The sequence below is a fragment of the Paenibacillus sp. Y412MC10 genome (genome assembly GCF_000024685.1).
In the GTDB taxonomy this organism is placed as follows: domain Bacteria; phylum Bacillota; class Bacilli; order Paenibacillales; family Paenibacillaceae; genus Paenibacillus_AQ; species Paenibacillus_AQ lautus_A.
In genome coordinates this window covers 2,795,477-2,813,181 of the sequence record NC_013406.1, presented here as the reverse complement: position 1 = coordinate 2,813,181, position 17,705 = coordinate 2,795,477, and the positions used below count along the sequence as shown (strand labels likewise).

Annotated in this window: 18 protein-coding genes; 4 read left to right on the top strand and 14 right to left on the bottom strand. The window is 49.2% G+C overall.

Annotated elements, in window-relative coordinates; all coding sequences use genetic code 11:
• Positions 1–83: 83 nt before the first annotated feature.
• On the bottom strand, positions 84–2,417 hold the full coding sequence (locus GYMC10_RS12310; protein ID WP_015734748.1) for an AraC family transcriptional regulator: 2,334 nt from the start codon (positions 2,415–2,417) through the stop codon (positions 84–86).
• 215 nt (positions 2,418–2,632) lie between these two features.
• Here GYMC10_RS12310 and GYMC10_RS12305 point away from each other — a divergent pair, with 215 nt between their 5' ends.
• Complete coding sequence (locus GYMC10_RS12305; protein ID WP_261979742.1) at positions 2,633–7,036, top strand: Ig-like domain-containing protein; 4,404 nt, start codon at positions 2,633–2,635, stop codon at positions 7,034–7,036.
• 109 nt (positions 7,037–7,145) lie between these two features.
• Here the strand turns inward: GYMC10_RS12305 and GYMC10_RS12300 are convergent, their stop codons facing one another.
• The 4 genes from GYMC10_RS12300 to GYMC10_RS12285 all read right to left on the bottom strand — a co-directional run bounded on the left by GYMC10_RS12300 (position 7,146) and on the right by GYMC10_RS12285 (position 10,285).
• Positions 7,146–7,895, bottom strand: coding sequence for an SDR family NAD(P)-dependent oxidoreductase (locus GYMC10_RS12300; RefSeq protein ID WP_015734746.1), 750 nt, complete (start codon positions 7,893–7,895; stop codon positions 7,146–7,148).
• A gap of 65 nt (positions 7,896–7,960) precedes the next feature.
• A complete protein-coding gene (locus GYMC10_RS12295; RefSeq protein WP_015734745.1) occupies positions 7,961–8,377 on the bottom strand; it encodes a DUF2500 domain-containing protein in 417 nt (138 codons plus the stop codon).
• A gap of 219 nt (positions 8,378–8,596) precedes the next feature.
• The gene (locus GYMC10_RS12290) at positions 8,597–8,779 is read right to left on the bottom strand and encodes a hypothetical protein (protein WP_015734744.1); all 183 of its coding nucleotides are present in this window, start codon (positions 8,777–8,779) and stop codon (positions 8,597–8,599) included.
• Between the two features lie 207 nt (positions 8,780–8,986).
• Positions 8,987–10,285, bottom strand: a complete 1,299-nt coding sequence (locus tag GYMC10_RS12285) for a YCF48-related protein (RefSeq protein ID WP_015734743.1) — start codon at positions 10,283–10,285, stop codon at positions 8,987–8,989.
• Positions 10,286–10,507: 222 nt separating this feature from the next.
• Between GYMC10_RS12285 and tlp the strand changes: the two genes are divergently transcribed.
• Positions 10,508–10,735: a small acid-soluble spore protein Tlp gene (gene tlp / locus GYMC10_RS12280; protein ID WP_009589405.1), complete on the top strand. Its 228-nt coding sequence runs from the start codon at positions 10,508–10,510 to the stop codon at positions 10,733–10,735.
• A gap of 58 nt (positions 10,736–10,793) precedes the next feature.
• Here the strand turns inward: tlp and GYMC10_RS12275 are convergent, their stop codons facing one another.
• From GYMC10_RS12275 to GYMC10_RS12255, 5 genes are read right to left on the bottom strand one after another with little or no spacing between them, the layout of a single operon-like run.
• Positions 10,794–11,213, bottom strand: coding sequence for a spore germination protein GerPE (locus GYMC10_RS12275; protein ID WP_015734742.1), 420 nt, complete (start codon positions 11,211–11,213; stop codon positions 10,794–10,796).
• A complete protein-coding gene (locus tag GYMC10_RS12270; protein WP_015734741.1) occupies positions 11,210–11,395 on the bottom strand; it encodes a hypothetical protein in 186 nt (61 codons plus the stop codon). The genes GYMC10_RS12275 and GYMC10_RS12270 overlap by 4 nt, the downstream gene beginning before the upstream one ends.
• Complete coding sequence (locus GYMC10_RS12265) at positions 11,373–11,990, bottom strand: spore germination protein GerPC (RefSeq protein ID WP_015734740.1); 618 nt, start codon at positions 11,988–11,990, stop codon at positions 11,373–11,375. Before GYMC10_RS12265 ends, GYMC10_RS12270 begins: the two co-directional genes overlap by 23 nt.
• Before the next feature lie 47 nt (positions 11,991–12,037).
• Positions 12,038–12,265, bottom strand: coding sequence for a spore germination protein GerPB (locus tag GYMC10_RS12260; RefSeq protein WP_015734739.1), 228 nt, complete (start codon positions 12,263–12,265; stop codon positions 12,038–12,040).
• An 18-nt stretch (positions 12,266–12,283) separates the two neighbouring features.
• The gene (locus tag GYMC10_RS12255; protein WP_009589476.1) at positions 12,284–12,505 is read right to left on the bottom strand and encodes a spore germination protein; all 222 of its coding nucleotides are present in this window, start codon (positions 12,503–12,505) and stop codon (positions 12,284–12,286) included.
• A 120-nt stretch (positions 12,506–12,625) separates the two neighbouring features.
• Between GYMC10_RS12255 and GYMC10_RS12250 the strand changes: the two genes are divergently transcribed.
• Positions 12,626–13,087, top strand: coding sequence for an Hsp20/alpha crystallin family protein (locus tag GYMC10_RS12250; protein WP_015734738.1), 462 nt, complete (start codon positions 12,626–12,628; stop codon positions 13,085–13,087).
• Between the two features lie 343 nt (positions 13,088–13,430).
• Here the strand turns inward: GYMC10_RS12250 and GYMC10_RS12245 are convergent, their stop codons facing one another.
• Complete coding sequence (locus tag GYMC10_RS12245; RefSeq protein WP_015734737.1) at positions 13,431–14,066, bottom strand: NAD(P)-dependent oxidoreductase; 636 nt, start codon at positions 14,064–14,066, stop codon at positions 13,431–13,433.
• A 55-nt stretch (positions 14,067–14,121) separates the two neighbouring features.
• Positions 14,122–14,556 (bottom strand): MarR family winged helix-turn-helix transcriptional regulator, encoded by a 435-nt coding sequence (locus tag GYMC10_RS12240; RefSeq protein WP_015734736.1) that lies wholly within the window; start codon positions 14,554–14,556, stop codon positions 14,122–14,124.
• A gap of 285 nt (positions 14,557–14,841) precedes the next feature.
• Here GYMC10_RS12240 and GYMC10_RS12235 point away from each other — a divergent pair, with 285 nt between their 5' ends.
• A complete protein-coding gene (locus tag GYMC10_RS12235; RefSeq protein WP_015734735.1) occupies positions 14,842–15,780 on the top strand; it encodes an NAD(P)-dependent oxidoreductase in 939 nt (312 codons plus the stop codon).
• A 120-nt stretch (positions 15,781–15,900) separates the two neighbouring features.
• On the opposite strand, the gene GYMC10_RS12230 is transcribed toward GYMC10_RS12235, so the two are convergent.
• Both GYMC10_RS12230 and GYMC10_RS12225 read right to left on the bottom strand, forming a co-directional pair.
• A complete protein-coding gene (locus GYMC10_RS12230; protein WP_009589480.1) occupies positions 15,901–16,773 on the bottom strand; it encodes a carbohydrate ABC transporter permease in 873 nt (290 codons plus the stop codon).
• Positions 16,774–16,794: 21 nt separating this feature from the next.
• Positions 16,795–17,652, bottom strand: coding sequence for a carbohydrate ABC transporter permease (locus GYMC10_RS12225; RefSeq protein ID WP_009589479.1), 858 nt, complete (start codon positions 17,650–17,652; stop codon positions 16,795–16,797).
• Positions 17,653–17,705 lie beyond the last annotated feature (53 nt).

Sequence of the window (17,705 nt, the reverse complement as noted above, 5' to 3'; positions counted from 1 at the left end):
AGTTGATGCCGGCCCTGCCTCAAATATTAATGCTGAAGCGCTTTCAACGTATATCGTACAGTTTCTGGATCCATATACAGCGATTAAGAATTGAGATGATCATTTCTTAAGGTTGATGATAGGGAATGCAGGGTTTCCTTGTATTTTCCCGGGGTGATCCCTTCGTATTTCTTGAATACCCGGATAAAACCGACATCGCTGGTATAACCGACGGAACGGGCGATGTGCGAAATCGTATTTTTGGCATCCCGCATCATTTCCTTGGAGCGCTCGATCCGAATTTTGGCCAGGTAATCGGTCAGATTGGTCCCGCTGTTCTTCTTGAAGAAGGCTGACAGATAGGGCGGCGTGATATCGAATTGCTCGGCAATGGAAGCCAGGCTGATCATGGCATCGTCGTGATGCTCCGTGATGTAGCTTTTTATCTTATCCAGGAGCTGCGAGGAGGAATCGCCTCTCTGGTCTCTTACGTACAGGCAGACCTGGCCGAACATCCATTTCACTTCCCGGTACAGCTCCTCTACCGTGCTGCCCTCGGTAATGTCTTCGATCGATTTGCCTGCCTGACCGAATACGTCCTCGTATTTCAAATTTAAGGCATTGAGCAGCTTGAACATCGTGCTGAGCAGGTTCGCGAACATGAGTCGGCCGAGCTCGGGCGAGATGGATTGACCGCTGAAGTTGTTGTGGTACAGACTTTGAATGATATCCTGAGCCTTATCCGTATCCCCGCTTTTCATGGCGTTAATGAGCTGGATTTCCGTCTCAATGGGAAAATCATAATACACCCCCGTTTTCTGCTTCATTTCATCGTAGAATAAAATCGGTTTATAGGCCGTAAAAATGGAATATTCCAGCGCCTTCAAGCTTTGGGTATATCCGCTTGCCAAACATCCAAGATCCGAACGGATATCGCTGATCGCGATCGTGATCTCGGACTTGAAGCGCTGTTCGATCACCAGCTTCACTTGTTCCGCCCAATCGTACAGCTCGCCCGCCTTGTCCTGCAGAGGTTCCGGCATATTCAGAATCATGGCAACCTGGTTCTTCTCCAGATCCACGGAATACGCGGTAAAGGGATGAATTTCTTCGGCCACCTTCCCGGTGACAAAGCGGATCAGGGCCCATTCGCTTTCCCGTTCGTTATGAATGAACCCGCTGGCATCCCTCAACTCGATCAGGGCAACGGCAAAGCCGGGAAACGGAAACGATATCCCCATGAATTCCAGGGCATGCTCCGACATATCGGCCGCATCCACGTTTCCCTTCAATAAACGCTGCAAAAAGTTGGACCGGATCACCGGCGTTTGCCTCGACAATTGCTCCTTCATCTCCGTCTGCTTGCCAAAGGAATCGGCCATCGTGGATTTGATGAAATCATATTCGTTGCGTACCTTCCCCTCCTTGACCGGATGGGATTGGCGAATAAAGCGGATAATGTCGCGCAGGGGATAATACGCCCGGTACGTCATGTACGCGCAAGCGGCAACTCCGGCGGCCAGGCAGATGCCGAGAACGCCTGCGGCCATTCGTTTGACCATATTCACCTTTTCCATAAACACTTTTTCCGGCACGACCGACACGTACTCCCACCCGCTGCGTGCGGATCTGGACGATACCGTCATGACGGCCTGCTTATCCTCAGCTTTACCCACATTGGATACTCCGGTTTCACCGGCACGAAGAATCACTTGACCGCTGGCATCCTTAATGGATATCGTTCCGTTGTTGGTTTTCACGATCTCCTCGAGCAAGCCTGTAATCTGCCTTTCGTCGATCAGCATGACAAGGGCGCCTTTGGGGTTGTTTTTCTCGCCAAATGGAAGCGTTTGCATATAAGTGAGCATTCGTTTCTGGTTCAGGCCTTTGCCGACCTCCGTTACGGGCAGATACCGGTTGAAATGAACGCCGCGCAGTATATCCGCTTGGTATTGTTGAAAGGTTAAGCTTTCATATCCGTAGATATCGGAGAACAAGACGCTGGACGTCGTTTTTAAGGTTGGGCTGAGAACCGTATCGCTCTCATCAAGATACACATAAAAATCGGTGATAAAACTGCTGCTGTTTCGGTACCGCTGCATTTCCTGCATGAAGGTGTAGTAATTGTAATGCTCCGCTCCGGTTTGAGGGGATCCTGCCTTTAACAGCGCATCCAGTCTCGGATGTGAAGTAATGTTCCGGGAAATCAAATGCATTTCATCCAATCGGCTGTCCACGACCTGCTTGGCCTGTTCGATGAGTGCCATGTTGGAGTTGTTGGCATTCTCGATCATAATTCGCTCGATTTGGGTATACAGACCCCAGAACACGATGACCGGGATCAGCAGTACCACAAGATAGGACATGAGCAACGTAACGAACACGGATACGCGATTGGATCGCTCATTTCTTGCAGTGGTTGTCGTCAATTTCCCCATATCCTCATTCCTTCCATTCTTAAGATGTGTTCTTTCCGCACTTACATTAATTACATCATACTGTTTTTATTTAACATGAACAGGTTTTCTTCAAAAATGTTAATGCATCACGAAATTGTATCATACTCGAACGCTGCGGCTTCCTCTACGATGGAAGTGTTCCGGTTTCATGGCCGGAAATCGATATCAGTCGGGAGGGAATGGATGTGAAACGAATGGCTCTGATTGTACTCATGCTGATTACGGGGCTTCATGGCTTTTTGCCGCCCCCATTAGCATGGGCAGAGAGCGAACGAGATCAGGTACAGGAGGGTTTGCTTGTGAACAGCGGTTTTGAGGCAACTGAGGCGGGGGCCAGTTGGTCAGGCGGAATCAAGCCGGCAAATTGGGGACAGTGGCTTCCAACAGGCTCGCCCATATTGAGAGTAGATTCGGGAATATTCAAATCCGGGAAACAATCGGTCAGCATCGAAGGTCCCGCAGGAACGTCCAGCCGGGCAGCCATAACCCAGTCCATCCCGGTAGAGGTCGGGAAAACGTATCGGATCAGCGGCTGGGTCAAAACGGAATCCGTCAGCAATGCCGCGCTCATCCGATATCAAATGAAACGAACCGGCACCAGCAATGTGCTGGTTCATGTCGGAACGCTCAAGGGCACCCAAGACTGGACGTATATGGAGAAGCTGTTCACCGTTCCGCATAATGCAGCCTCACCGCCCCTATTGACCGTTGAGCTGTTTCTGGAAACCGGAACGGGCAAAGCTTGGTTCGACGATGTGTTGGTTGAGGAGCCGCTTCAATCCATCGCGATCGAACCGGATGTGGCCTATCTGAATACGGGAGAGACCATAACACCTTCCGTCCGTTATGAGCCAGGTTCGTCACCTCCCCCTCAGCTGCAGTGGTCTGCGTCCAAGCCGGAAGTCGTGGAAGTGACGGATCAAGGCGACGTAACCGGCCTTTCCACAGGACTTGCAACCGTAACGGCAGCGACTTATGACGGTGCTCATACCGCCTCAATGGCGGTCAGCGTCAATGCGCCGGACACCTTGCTGGTGGACGATTACGAAGGCGAAACGGCTCAAGGCCAAGCTTTGCTCGGGCAATTGTCCGCGCGCGACAGCAGCGGTGCCGATCTTACGTATCTCCTCATCTCCCAGCCTGCGCACGGCATGATTACCGTAAAGGAGAACGGCAGCTTTACCTACTATCCCGACAGCGGCTTTAGCGGTACGGACCGCTTCCAGTTTGCTGCCCTGCAGGCTGATACGGGCGGCGCCAAATTCGGCCAGGGCACGATCCACGTTACTCCTGTGAATGCTGCTCCCCTGTTGGATTTGGAATGGGGTTATACGACGATGAATACTTCCCTTTCCGGCCAGTTCACGAAAGCGGAGGATCCGGATGGAGATCCGATCGCATGGAAACTTGAAGCACCGCCGGCACAGGGCACGGTTCAAGTGGATGCCGAGGGTACTTATCGATATGCTCCCAATGAAAACTATCTGGGGTACGACCGTTTTCGCGTATCGGCTGAAGATGGACGTGGCGGACGTACGGAAAGCGATATGCTGGTCTTTGTCGGGCCGACGGCAGATCGAATTTCGGAATCGCTACACGGTCATGCCTCATCCGCCCGTTCCCATCCGCGCCTTCTCGCATCCACGGACGATTTGAACCGCTCCAAGCAATTGCTGGCAAGCGGAGATCGTTATATGACGGAGTGGATGCAACTCTTGAGAAATCAAGCGGACCCCGTCCTTGGAACTTCGCCGCTAACCTACCAACCTAATGGCGGCAATGCCTACATGCTACGCGACCGCTTGATTCCGACCGCGCTCATGTATCGCTTGACCGGCGAATCCCGTTATGCCGAACGTGCGTGGCAGGAACTGGAGGCGATGACGCACTACCCCGATTGGGGCGGCAGAACCAATAACATCCTTGCCTTGTCCGAATTGTCTTTTGCCGTTGCGCTGGCCTACGATTGGATATACGACGATTTGAATGAAGCTCAGCGAGCCCAATTGAATGCGGCGATTCGAGATCATGCGCTTGCTGTCGCGCTCGATTGGTACCGGGGGGAATTCCGCCATAACGGGGAGCACAATAACATTAACCTGGTCGACAACGGAGGCCTTGGCCTGCTTGCGTTAACCGTTGCGGATGAGCCTGAGACCGAGGATCAGGCGCTGGAAGTCATCCAGAGCACGTTTCAGAAGCTGCAATATGCGCTTCGTCACTATACCGAGGACGGTTCTTGGCCGGAAGGTCCTGCTTATTGGCATTATGGAGGCCAATACTTGGCCATGTATATTCAAGGCTTGAATAAAAGCCTGGGTACCGATTTTGGGCTTTCCTTGCTGCCGGGATACGAGGCATCGGGTGCATATCCGTATCATTTGCTCGGCGAAGGCGGCGTGTTCAATTTTTATGATGGCGGTGTAAGCTACAACATGTATGAATCCTTATGGTTCGCCTCGTTCTTCAACAAACCTGAATACGCCTGGTTTATTGGCGATCTGTATGAGCGCAAGGGCTACTTCCACCCTCTCTATCTGGTGTTTTACGAGCCTGGCATGTTTGAAACGGTTCCGACGGAGCTGGATCGTTTCTTCACCGGCATTGAATCGGCCTCCATGCGGAGCGCATGGGATGATCCCTATGCCTTGTTTGCTTCCATGAAAGGCGTTAACGAAACGATGCGAAGCCATAACGATCTGGATGGCGGTACCTTCGTTTTTGACGCGCTGGGCGTAAGGTGGGCATCCGATCTGGGGAACGAATCCTACAGCTTGCCCGGCTTCTGGGATTACAATTATAATCGCTGGACGTATTACCGCAAAAAAACCGAGGGACATAATACCATCGTCATCAATCCCGTCCAGAATCCGATTGTTCAGCAAGAGCCTTACGGCACAGCCGTTACGATAAAAAAGGAATCGAAGCCAAGAGGAGCCTATACGATTCTGAATATGACCGACCTGTACCGGAAAGACGCAGGCGAGATGTTAAGAGGAATGAAACTCTCTGCCGATAGACGCGAGCTGGTCGTCCAGGATGAGATGAAACTGAAGCTTCCTTCAGAGCTGTATTGGTTCATGCACACCGGAGCGGACGTGGAGATTGTTGCGAATGGACGCGCCGCCATTCTTTCACAACAGGATAAGCGGCTGTATGTTGAGCTGGTCGAAGGACCGGCCGGTGCCCGGTTCTCCGTCATGGATGCAGCGCCGCTGGCCACCTCCCCGAATCCGGATGGCCAATCCAGCAACGAAGGCATGCGCAAGCTGACCATACACCTGGAGCACGTCCAGAATGTCCGGTTGTCCGTTCGCATGGTTCCTTTATACGCAAACGATCCGATACCTCCAGCGGAGACGGGGTTTACTCCCCTGCTGGAATGGACCATACCTGACGGCGATCTGCCCGAACCGGCAGCCCGACCTATGGCTAACCGTTTATTAATGGACGGAATGCCGCTCCATGGGTTTCGTCCAGAAGTCACGTATTATGAAGTCGGACTTCCGTTTGATGCTCCCTCTCCGCCTGTGATGACGGCCGAAGCGGATCATGCCGTGGCCATTGATCAGGCAGATACGATTCCGGGTACGGCAACCATCGTCATTCAGAACGACGCTCAACCGAATCTGAGCAATAGATATACCATCAAATTCACCCGGAATCCGGCCATAGGCGAACCGCCGAACCATCTAAAATATCAGGTACGGCATGTTACCGCGAGCGCCGTTCCCGAATCGGCGAACATTCCGGAACATACCGTCGACGGCAACCTGAGCACTCGCTGGTCCGCGCCGGGTACGGAATACGTACAGCTTGACCTGGGTGAGCCGAAGCCAGTGGGCGCTGTTTCGCTGGCCATATATTTAGGGGATACCCGTAAAAACCGGTTTGATGTTCTTGCCTCCGTCGATGGCGAAGAATGGTCGACCATCTACGAGAATGGGCTGACTTCCGGCACGACTGTGCAGCCTGAAACTTTTCTTGTGGAGCAAACGACAGCCCGATACATTCGGATACTGGGCAAAGGAAATAATGCCAACCCGTGGAATAGCTTCACCGAAGTCGGCGTGTACCCGCTAGCACCGATCGTGATGCGCGTGGAAGCTTCAGATGAGCTCAAACTGGGCGAATCGGGACAAATCGAAGCATGGTACGGCTTTCCGGGCGGGATGCGTGAACAGGCGGAAGAGCTGACGTACACATCCGATGCTCCGGATATCATTCAAGTGAGTTCAACCGGACGGATGAAGGCGATATCTCCGGGAAGCGCTGCGATCTCGGTTAAGGACCAACGTTACGGATTCGTTGAAACGCTCCCTGTCACGGCCGCATTCGATGGAAATCAGCCTTTTCTCCGGCTGCTGGGCAAGGATCTAATGACTTCCAAGACAACGCAGCAGCTTCGGGCTGAACTTCTTCACCCCGATGGCCGCAAGGAATCCCTCGACAAACTCAGCTATCGCAGCAGCAACCCCCATATCATCTCCGTTAACGCACAGGGAGTTGCCCGCGCGAATCAAAGCGGAATTGCCGTTGTCAGCGTAACCGACCGGACGAGCGGCAAGATGGATTCCATGGCTATAACCGTCCGTTAAGTCCAAGCGGCTATATTGAGATATTCGCCACTGTTTTGCGAATACGGGTTATAAACAGGAAAGGATCGTCCCCGAGGAGACGATCCTTTTTTATTTTATCCGCAACAAGTTAAGGTTCATATATCATTTTGCGGGTCATGCCGCCGTCCACCACCAGATGGGACCCTGTTACAAAGTCATTCTCCGGATCGGTAAAATAAAAGCAGGCTTTGGCGATATCGGCCGGAATCCCGACCCGACCCGCAGGGTGCTGCTTATGGTCCTTGGATCGAAGCTCTTCATAATCCCCGGTTTCAATCCAGCCCGGACTTATGCAATTCACCCGAATTCCATCGGGCCCCAGACTAACGGCCATGGCATGGCTCAACGCAACGATGGCTCCCTTGGAAGCCGCATAGGCTTCCGAATTCGGCTCGGACATGATGGAACGCGTGGAGGATATATTGACGACAGCCCCGCCATTCCCACTCTTTTTCATATATGCGGCAGCCTCGCGGGTAGCCAAAAAACAGCTTCTGGCGTTCGTGTTGATTACGTCGTCCCATTCTCCCACCGTAAGCTCATATGGTGATTTCCATCGGGAGACCCCTGCGTTGTTTATTAAGATATCGATGGTGCCCCCATATTGGGCCGCTTGGTTCATCAGGCGTCTAATCTCTTCTTCCTTCCTCACATCGCAGGGGATGAAGACGGCATGAAATCCTTGATCCTTCAAGGTGTTTGCCGCCAGATTGCCCTGATCTTCATGAACATCGCTTACTATCACTCGAGCTCCGCTAGCCGCATAAGCCTCAGCCAATCCGCGGCCTATCCCGTTCGCAGCGCCCGTTATCACCACCGTTTTATCCTGAAATTTCATAGGCAGCTCCTCCTTCTCCTACATTATATACCACAGGAGAAGGCGTCATAAAATGAACCAGCCTCTTATTTAGGTTGTTCATAACCCCGGACCACATGAAGATGCGCTCTGGGGTGCCTGACGAATCCGTAGTACCGGGTTCCCTGAAAACGAAGCAGTCCCTCGTCCCCTTCCGCGCACATGCCGAATTCCTCGCCGTTTACGGCAAATTCCATGCGATCTCCGCTCTCCACTTCGAATGTCAGATAATAGGTGGTACGAGTACGGCTCGACATCGTATCATCCGTCTGCTGTGTATGTTTCACTTCCGTTCGCTTGCTCACAATTTTGGAATCGACCGATAGCAAAGGCTGTCGGTTATTCTGACTCCATTGCAAGATTCCCTTACCGGCCGACAGCAAAATGATCCCGATGACGACGATGAAAAACACGGGCATAACGCTGCCGAAAAAATCGAACATCCAATCTGACCCCGATCCCATACGGCTCCCCCCCTCCACCTTGTCTTGAAATATGTATATGCTTTATGTCGGACAATTTAACTCATGCATCATGGAAAGTTTGATTGAAATTTTAAAGAACTTGTCCCTTTCTGGGAGCATCAAAAAAAGCTGATGCCGGCACTTTGCCAGTCATCAGCTTCTTCACGGAACCTTATAACGCCCTGATCCATTCATTGTCTTCATCTTGTTCATACCCGCTTAATCGTAAGCCAATCTCATCCACTTCATCGTTTCTTCTTGTCCCGTCATTTCATGGTCCTGCGATGCCATGTCCTGCTCGTTCCAGCAAGCCAGACATTGCTCCTCCGTCTGACATAAACATGCATCATCGCAATGGTAGCACAAGCGAAGGAAATTTATCGTCATTTGATCGGTATGCATAAGGATCGTCCCCTTCCAAACATTTTGACGTACCTGATTACATCTTTATAGTAGCATACAGGTTGAATTTTATTTGTGATTAATTTCACAATATAATATGTTTATAAAGGCTTTATCGGAACCGTTGGTTTTAGCCGATAAAGCCTTCGTCATCGAGATAGTTTTCGATTGGCGAATCAGATCCTGCTTGTAGGTTATTAGTCGGTATTACAACCCCTGCCAGGTTACGCCGCCGTCACTGCTTTTCATCAGGCGCGATCGGTTTTTGTCCGTCGTTTCAATCAGCATCCAGCCGACATCCGACGATGTGAATTGCAATTTGACCACATTCGGATATTTTGCAAGATTATCGGACAACAGCTTGCTTCTAGGGAATGGTGTCCAGGTCTTGCCCATATCGCTCGTATGATAGACGATGCCGTTCACCATTCTCCATCCGTCATGCAGACGACGGAAGACAGGCTGGATGGTCCCCTTCCCGCTATTTCCCGTCATGGGGAACGACACCAAATTCCATGACTTCCCCGTATCGGCCGTAAAGTAACCCAAATAGTTCGCCTGATCTTCCTTTACGCAGGTAACCGGTATATAAATCTCGCTTCCGCTTCCACCTTTGCCCAGATACTTGGGAGTCCCGGCAAAAACGGAACCGCACGCATCCAGCAGCTTGCTTTTGAATACTTGGCCGGAAGACTTCCACTTCTGTCCTCCGTCACGTGTTATATACAACTTGGAAGATTGCATTTCACGGATGGTCGCAAACCCGACAAGCGAATCCGTGAACGTTAATCCGATGACGGATCCGGTTCGCGGAATGACGCTTCCCGGAATTCGGGATGTCGGATACTCCGTATTCTGCATAATCTCATCCCATACTCCGCCATTATTGCTAGTGTGAAACAGCGACTTCTCTTCCGATCCCCGGGAGAGATCGCCTTTTGCCATAATCCATCCCTGCTGGGATGAAACGAAGGACATTGCCGTAACGACTCCCGTCTCCGGAAGCGAAGAGAGCTTCCAGCTGCCGCCCCCGTCGGTCGTATTGAGCAGGATCGTTTCGGCCGATCTCTGTTTGTTTCGTATAATCCAACCATGATTTTTATCCGTGAACACGATGTCTTTCCCATACTCCAGCTTATCAACGAATTGGACATTGGATGATGGAGAGATATCGACCCAGGTCTCACCGTAATCTTCGGTCTGATAGAGACGCAGTTCTGTGTTCGTGATCCCCCAAGCAATCCCCGTTGACTCATTGAGCAGATGGAAATCCGTCAACCGTGTATGTATCTGATATTTGCTTTTTTCCTCAGGTGCTTTCATGGCCGTATCCGGCGTTACTAGTGTGATGGTCTGACCTTCTTCTTCATCTTCAATTGATTCAGGAGGGTCTTCTACAGTAGAAGTTTGCTGTTGTTGTTTTATCGGTTCTGAGGTACAGGCTGCTAACATGAATACAATCATCATCAGCATACCGAGCCAGAATATAAAACGTCTAGATATCAAGAATTCTTCCTCCTCTTATTCGATGTCATGCCGGCAAGTCTGCTTTTTCGACATTATAACATATTACATCCTACGGAAATGTAAAGAACCGGCTTGCAAAATTTACAATACTGTAGCTTTTTTGATAGCGTCATTCTCAGATGCATAAGGATGTTTCGATTATGGAAGACTTTTGAGGTGTGCGAATGAGCAAGATCATTACATACAAGGAGGTGAACTTTCATGGCTAAACCTGATAATCGCGAAGACAATGTCGAACATCTGCAGCAGGCCGTCCAAAACACGATCGAGAACTTCCGCGAGGCAGAAGATTATCTTCAGGAGTTCGGGGATGAGATCCCCGCAAGCGAGAAAGAACAGATTCAAGACCGCAATGCTCGTCGCGAAAAGAGTATTTCCGGCTTCCGGGAAGAGATTAAAGACGAGGCTGCCCACCAGCAAGGAGAATAATCTTCAGACCGCAAAAAAACAGGAGGAGCTTATGAAGCTCCTCCTGTTTTTTGCCGCACTAGCGTGGGCTCTTTCTGACAATGACGCCTTTATAATCCTTTAATTCTTGGGACGCATCCGTAATAAAGTGCCTGATCGCCTTCACCCTTGATTCCAATTCCATCGTATCGTTCGAACCTACCTGCACAACCGATGCAGACGCTGTCGATATCACGTCCAGGCATCCCACATGAATCGTTTTATGGTCATGTATAACGTCTAAGTCTACTTCTGACGGAAGCTGCCATGCAGGTATGGATCTCGAAAAAATCGGATAGTCCTCATAATTGCCTTCGTCCTCAAAAAAAACCGGAACTTGACGTTGAATCGCCAATGCCCGGGTATAGGCATCGATATGTCCCGATTCGCCGCAGATGCACGCCGAACTATTAGAGATATTGATGATATATACGTTATCAACGAGTACATGGCGCTTCATGGTGCGGTAGCCGGTGATAACGGAACGAGCGGGGTGATCTGCAGGGATTCGGAAGGAGTGTCGTAGATGGAACTGCTATTAATGACCCGGGTATCTCCGATCAACAGCACGGATGAGCTGGAGATCGCCGTAATACGGATCGAACCAACCCGGAGCTCTTTATTGATGACCGTCATTTTCATTCGTATTCCTCTTTCCATGTTGCAAATTATGAAGATGATGCTCGACTGCCGTATCGATTTCTTTTTTCATTTGATTAGCGATCATTTGCTCAACATCACCTGGATTTATCTCGGTACTGTTCGAGTGGTATTGCTGTAAGTAAACGTTGATACGATCTCCGAGTTGTTTTCGGATATCTTCTATCATCACCGCAGCATATTGATCTCCAAGTTCGTGATTGGACTGGGGATTCATTTGCTCGAGTCGCGCCGGCACGGCATGTTCCAAGTGGCTTGATACCTGCTGATGTATGTTTGAGTAAAGATCCCTTCCGGCAGCTACCGCCTGTAATTGTTCTGCCGGCTGGCCATTGACGGTGATATCCCCCAGAGACTTCCCATCTGAGGGCGTCAGTCCAATGTTTAAGGTTCCTTCCAATTTTTCGATTTTCAATAAATCAAAATTATATTCGACGTGATCCGTCGACTTTTGATTGCCCTGCTGTAATTGATTTATTTCATTACGTATTTCCTTTAGCATTTGTTCCATTCTGTTAAGCTGCTCCGTCTGGGATTGAAGGCAATGGAACAATTGCTGGATATGGTATTGATACATAGCATCTCCCCCCGCTCCCTAATGATTGTATGCGTATGATATGAGCCTCATTCTGGCCGATATAGATCTTCAATCGGCGCAGGTAACGGAACCAGGGGGGCCATATTATTCGGAGGCTCGAACTCCGGAGCAGGGCCCGTAAAACCGCCCGTGTTATATATATTGGATAATGCGCGGATCTCACCTGCGGTTCCAATCTGAAGCACCGAGGAATTGGTCACCGCGTCAACCCGAAGCTGCTGTATATTAATGCATTGATGTATCGTTAGATTCACTGGGGCTCACAACCTTAATTAAGCATTAGGCGAATCAATAAGGTCTGGATCGAATGTATTCGTGCTGTTGGCTTGGTTATTAGTTATATTCGTACCAATACTGTCTCCGGTGGTGAACGAGTTGGCGCCGGAATAAGCTTTTGTCGTGCTGTTTAAATCGATTACTCCTGTATTTCCAACTAGTACCGTAGAACTGGGGCCCACGTTTACGATTTTCATATTGCCGATAATTGAAACCACAATTCCACCTCTTTGTTCAAAATCGTCCGCTTGGATTTATTCTATGTGGTCGGATGCCCAGATGTCACTATAACATTCCTTCGCCCATACACTGGAACAAAGAACGTAGGAGGGATTATCGTGAGCTCAAGATCCAAAAAGCCGGACTGGTTGACACAGGACTCTTTCTTTAACAACAATTCCTTTCCATTTAAGGATCTGAATCATCTCAATGAAGATTATCAGCTGGATCCGACGATCATTGAGGATTATGTAAAGGATACGATACGAAAAGCGACTGCCGGAAATGAAATTCTTCCCGACCCGCATTCGCTTCGCTATGAAACGTTAGATACTCATAACTTTCTGATCGTGAAATGTTATGTGCCTAAACGCATCCATCCCGAAAATTTATGGATTCAGCTGAACCGGACGCAGATCAAAATCAACGGCTTGCCAAAAGAACAACACCAAACCATATCTTTACCCGTCCCCATACTGCCTGCGCAATCCGTTGCGACCTTTAGACAGCCTACGCTTCAAATTAAGATGCCGAAAATGTCTCCCGGCCGCCTGCGCGATATCAATATTCGTTTCTTGTGAATCAGACGGATAACAACAAGGACAGCCAACAGAAGCACCGTTCAAAACAACTTGCATGCAATATCCGTTGTTTGCAGGTTGTTTTGACTCATCTTATCTAATACTTATTGATGACTGAATTGCGATATCGTAATGGGAGTTTTTCCTTGTTTAAACCTTTATCATGGCTGCTTTGTAAGTGGTCGGGCTGTATTTAAGAGGATGTAGCTAGATATCGCATGAGGTGTTTTCTATTGTGAATTTTTCATATATTGAAATAACATAATCAAAAAGAAATAAGCTGATTTCAGTTAAGAAACCAGCTTATTCAAAGATCTATATGAAGGCCGCATGTCCGGGCCTGTTAAGCCTCGGAAACGACCGTATAGCGCTCGTTGAGATGTTTGGGCTGCTCAAGCTCATCGAGCACCGCGATGACGTAATCGGCATAGCTGACGTAGCTTTTACCGCTGGCGTTGCCAATGACTTGATCTTTGCCCTCCTGATAACTCCCTGTTCGCCGACCTTCCGGATTAAAGAACGCTGCCGGACTAAGATACGTCCATTTTACATCCGAAGTTTGTTCCAGGTCCTTCAAATTCTCGCCGGCATGGAATGCCGTCGGATAATATTCCTTCGGAAAATCGGGCGTTTCTAAAAGTCGAAGCGTTTTGGCTTCGTCCACAAACAAGCTGCCGGCTCCTCCGACAACAAACAGTCTGGTATCCGTGCCTTTTAGTGCTTGTATCAGCACCCGGCCTACTTCCACATATTGAGTCTCCTGCCCAGGCGCCGCGCCAAATGCATTCACGACAACGTCGAACCGCTGAAGATCGGCGCTGGTCAGATCCAGCACGTTCTTCTCCAAAATGTTTATGCTGGAATCGGAGATTTTGGATGCATTACGCACGATCGCCGTTACTTCATGACCGCGTGCTTGTGCCTCCTTGAGAATCAGATTTCCCGCTTTCCCTGTCGCACCGATAATACCAATCTGCATTTCGAATCTCTCCTTATCAATTGTATGTACAAATGAGTGGTGAAAAAGACAGAGGCTACATTCCCCTTTTCAGCAATTCGCTGGATTCATGGAGAAGTTTCGCTAACTGTTCGCTATGCTCCTTCCCCAAGAGGGAAACATACTCTCCGTATAACTTTTCAAAATATTGGTTCAGCTCCCGGTATAACGCCATCCCCTCGTCCGTCAAGAAAATATGCGTTTCCTTCCATTCGGATTTGCGCTTTACCAGAAGTTTCTCCTCCAGCTTATCAATGAATCGGGTGCTTGTGGATGGAGCAATCGACAATTTATCGCTAAGCTCTTTGTGCGTAATTCCGGGATATTGATGGATCACCACCAGCACATAGGAGTACGTTGGGGATAAGCCGGCTTTTGCAAATGCATCCTCCGCCATCTTGGTCATGGATCGTGCAAACCGATTTGACGTAAAAAACAGGCACGAGCTTAAAATGGAATCATCGATGTTCATATCCAGCCACCTCTCATTTGTATATACAAATTAACATTTAACTATGTTATTGTCAACAACTTTATTTTAGTTAGTTTCAATGCTTTTTCCTCTTTCGTTTGTCAATAAGTTCGGGTTCAGCCGTAAGCATGCTCCACTGATGGTAGAACGTGTTACTAGTACTTTTATGAATTTTTCATATGTTGAAATATTATTCCCTCCTCAAGGGTAGTAAAAAATCGTTGACCTTGTCATTAGTGTCAAGGTCTACACTGTATTCGAAACTAATCCTTAAGGAGGTATACAATGAAACCATCGAAACAACATCAAGAACAAATGCTCGAAACTGAAACTCGGCAAACGCCGGCAAACGGCAGCCAAACCGCCGTAACGGTGCTGGGGCTTGGACCCATGGGGCAAGCCCTGGCCGGTGCATTGATCAGGAGCGGCCATTCCACAACGGTGTGGAACCGGACATCGGCAAAGGCTGACTCGCTGGTAAAGCAAGGTGCCGTGCTAGCTCCGTCCGTTAAGGATGCGGTGTTTGCCAGTCAGCTTATTATCATCTGCGTGCTCAACTATGATGCGGTGAACGCCGTTCTGTCTTCTGAGACAAGTGCATTGAAAGGAAAAACGCTTATAAACCTGACAGCCGACGTACCTGAACGTGCGCGGGAAATGGCGGAATGGGCTTACCACAACGGAATTGACTACATCGATGGCGCCATAATGACGCCGATACCTACGATTGGGGAGCCTTCGGCCGTCATTTTGTACAGCGGGCCCGAAGACGTTTATCGCAGCCATCATCGTATACTCGCCAGCCTGGGCGGAACCGCTTCGTTCCTGGGCGAGGATCCGGGTCGTGCAGCGGCATATGACGTGGCGCTGCTAGATGTGTTCTGGACAGCCATGAGCGGTTATGTGCACGCGCTGGCCATTGCACGGGCGGAGAACATCGCTGCGAAAGACATCGCCCCTTATGCGCACAATATCATTCGCATTATGCCGGATATCATGACCTATATGGCGCATGATGCGGATCGGGGCGTTTACCCTGGGGACAGTTCCAACCTAATCTCGAATGTAACGAGTATGGAGCATATCATCCACGCTGCCGAACATCATGGAATTGATAGCAGCGTCTTAATCGCAGCAAAAGCAATTGCCGAAAAAGCAATCCATGCCGGCCATGGAGAAAACGGCTTCTCCCGCTTGATCGAGTATAATCTCACCTCGCCATAATTGACCGATCACGCTCGCTGCAGTTTAATACTCGTATGAAACCTAACAACGAATAGGCAAGTCAAACAGGCGACTTCATGTCCCCTCTTGACTTGCCTATTCGTTGAGTTCGCCGTTTCCTTAACCTTTGACGGCTCCCTCGGTCAGACCTTTCTGGATATATTTCGAGATAAACAGATATACAATCAGAACCGGAATAACCGTCAATGATACGGCCGTCGCCATCAGACCAAAGTCCGTTCCGTATTGCGAGCTGATCTCATTGAGCAAGGCAACGATTGGACGAACATTCTCTTTGTTCACAAAGATCAATGCCGAGAACAAATCATTATACGACCACATAAACACGAAGATGCTTGCCGACGCGAATACGGGCTGAGAGATCGGAACGAAGATTTTCACAAACATCTGCCATCGGTTGCAGCCGTCCATGAATGCCGCTTCTTCAAGTTCTTTCGGAATGGTTGCCATGTAACCGGCAATAACCAAGGTCGCAAACGTCAGATTGCCTGCCGTTTGCGGAAAAATCAAACCCCAGTATGTATTGACCAGACTGGTTTTGATAAGCAGCTCATAGACCGGAACCACGGTTGCAAACGCAGGAATCAGCAGCGTCGCATACAAAATGGAATAAATGGTTCGCTTTCCTCGAAAGTTGAACCTGGACAATACGTAAGCAGCTAATCCTCCAAGCAATAATACCAAGAATACGGTGCTGAAGGACATCACCAAACTATTGATATAACTTCTTCCGATATTAATGCGGTCAAATGCGTTCTGATAGTTAACAAATACCGGTTCCCAGGCGATGCCAAAGGAATTATTCATCACATCGCGGGATACTTTGAACGAGTTGTTCACGATCCAGAATAACGGATAGATGGTCGTTAAGGACCACGCTGTCAAAATCACGTACATCAACGTGGTGCCTAGACTAAACCGACGCTTCCTAACGCGCTGAGTTTTGTGTTCAACGACGATGGTTGGCTCCATAACAGTACACCCCTATAATGCTTAGTATGTAATCTCGTCTCTTTTCAACAAACGGTTGGCTATCAACGCAAGCAGCACGCCAAAGACCACCATGTATATCGCAACCGCCGATCCGTAACCAAAGTTCTGGTCCACCATGGCCTTTTTGTACATGTACGTCCCCAGCACCTCGGTTCCGTTCTGGCCGCTCGTGATGACCCAGATGAACTCGAACACCTTCAACGTACCCGTAATGGCAAGGGTAATGACGACCTTGATGTCACTCATGATAAGCGGAATTGTAAGCATCGTTGTTTTTTTGAGGCCCGTGATTCCTTCCAATTTTGCGGCTTCATAATAATCCGAAGGTATTTTGGACATGGCGGTCAAGAACAGAACGAAATAAAAGCCCACATAATGCCATACCGTTGGGATCGATACCGCTTTAAGCGCATTTTTCGCATCCAGCCACAATACCTTCTCGATGTTGAAATTCGCCAGCAAGTTGTTCAGCAAACCGAAGTTGTAGTTGTAGAAGAGCACAAACAACAAAGAAATAGCCGTACCGGATATAACCACCGGGAAGAAGAATACGGTTCGATAGAACCCTTTCAGCTTGGATATGTTATCTACCAGGACGGCCAGCACTAGCGCAATTCCCACCTGGAACACGATAACATAGAGCATAATTTCCAGCGTGTGCAGCGTTGCAGCGCCAAGCAGCTTATCCGTAACGAGTCTCTCATAGTTTGCCCAGCCCACAAACTTTTTGTCGAAAAAGCCGCTTGTGCGATAAAAGCTGAGATACAAACTCTTGAAGAACGGATAATATAGAAAGATTGTCATGATGGCCGCTGCGGGTAATAAAAACAGCACAATGTACTTGCGATCACCCTTCATATTAATCACCCTTGATGTTTATTTTTCTTCATCGTCCATGCCGAAATGACTAC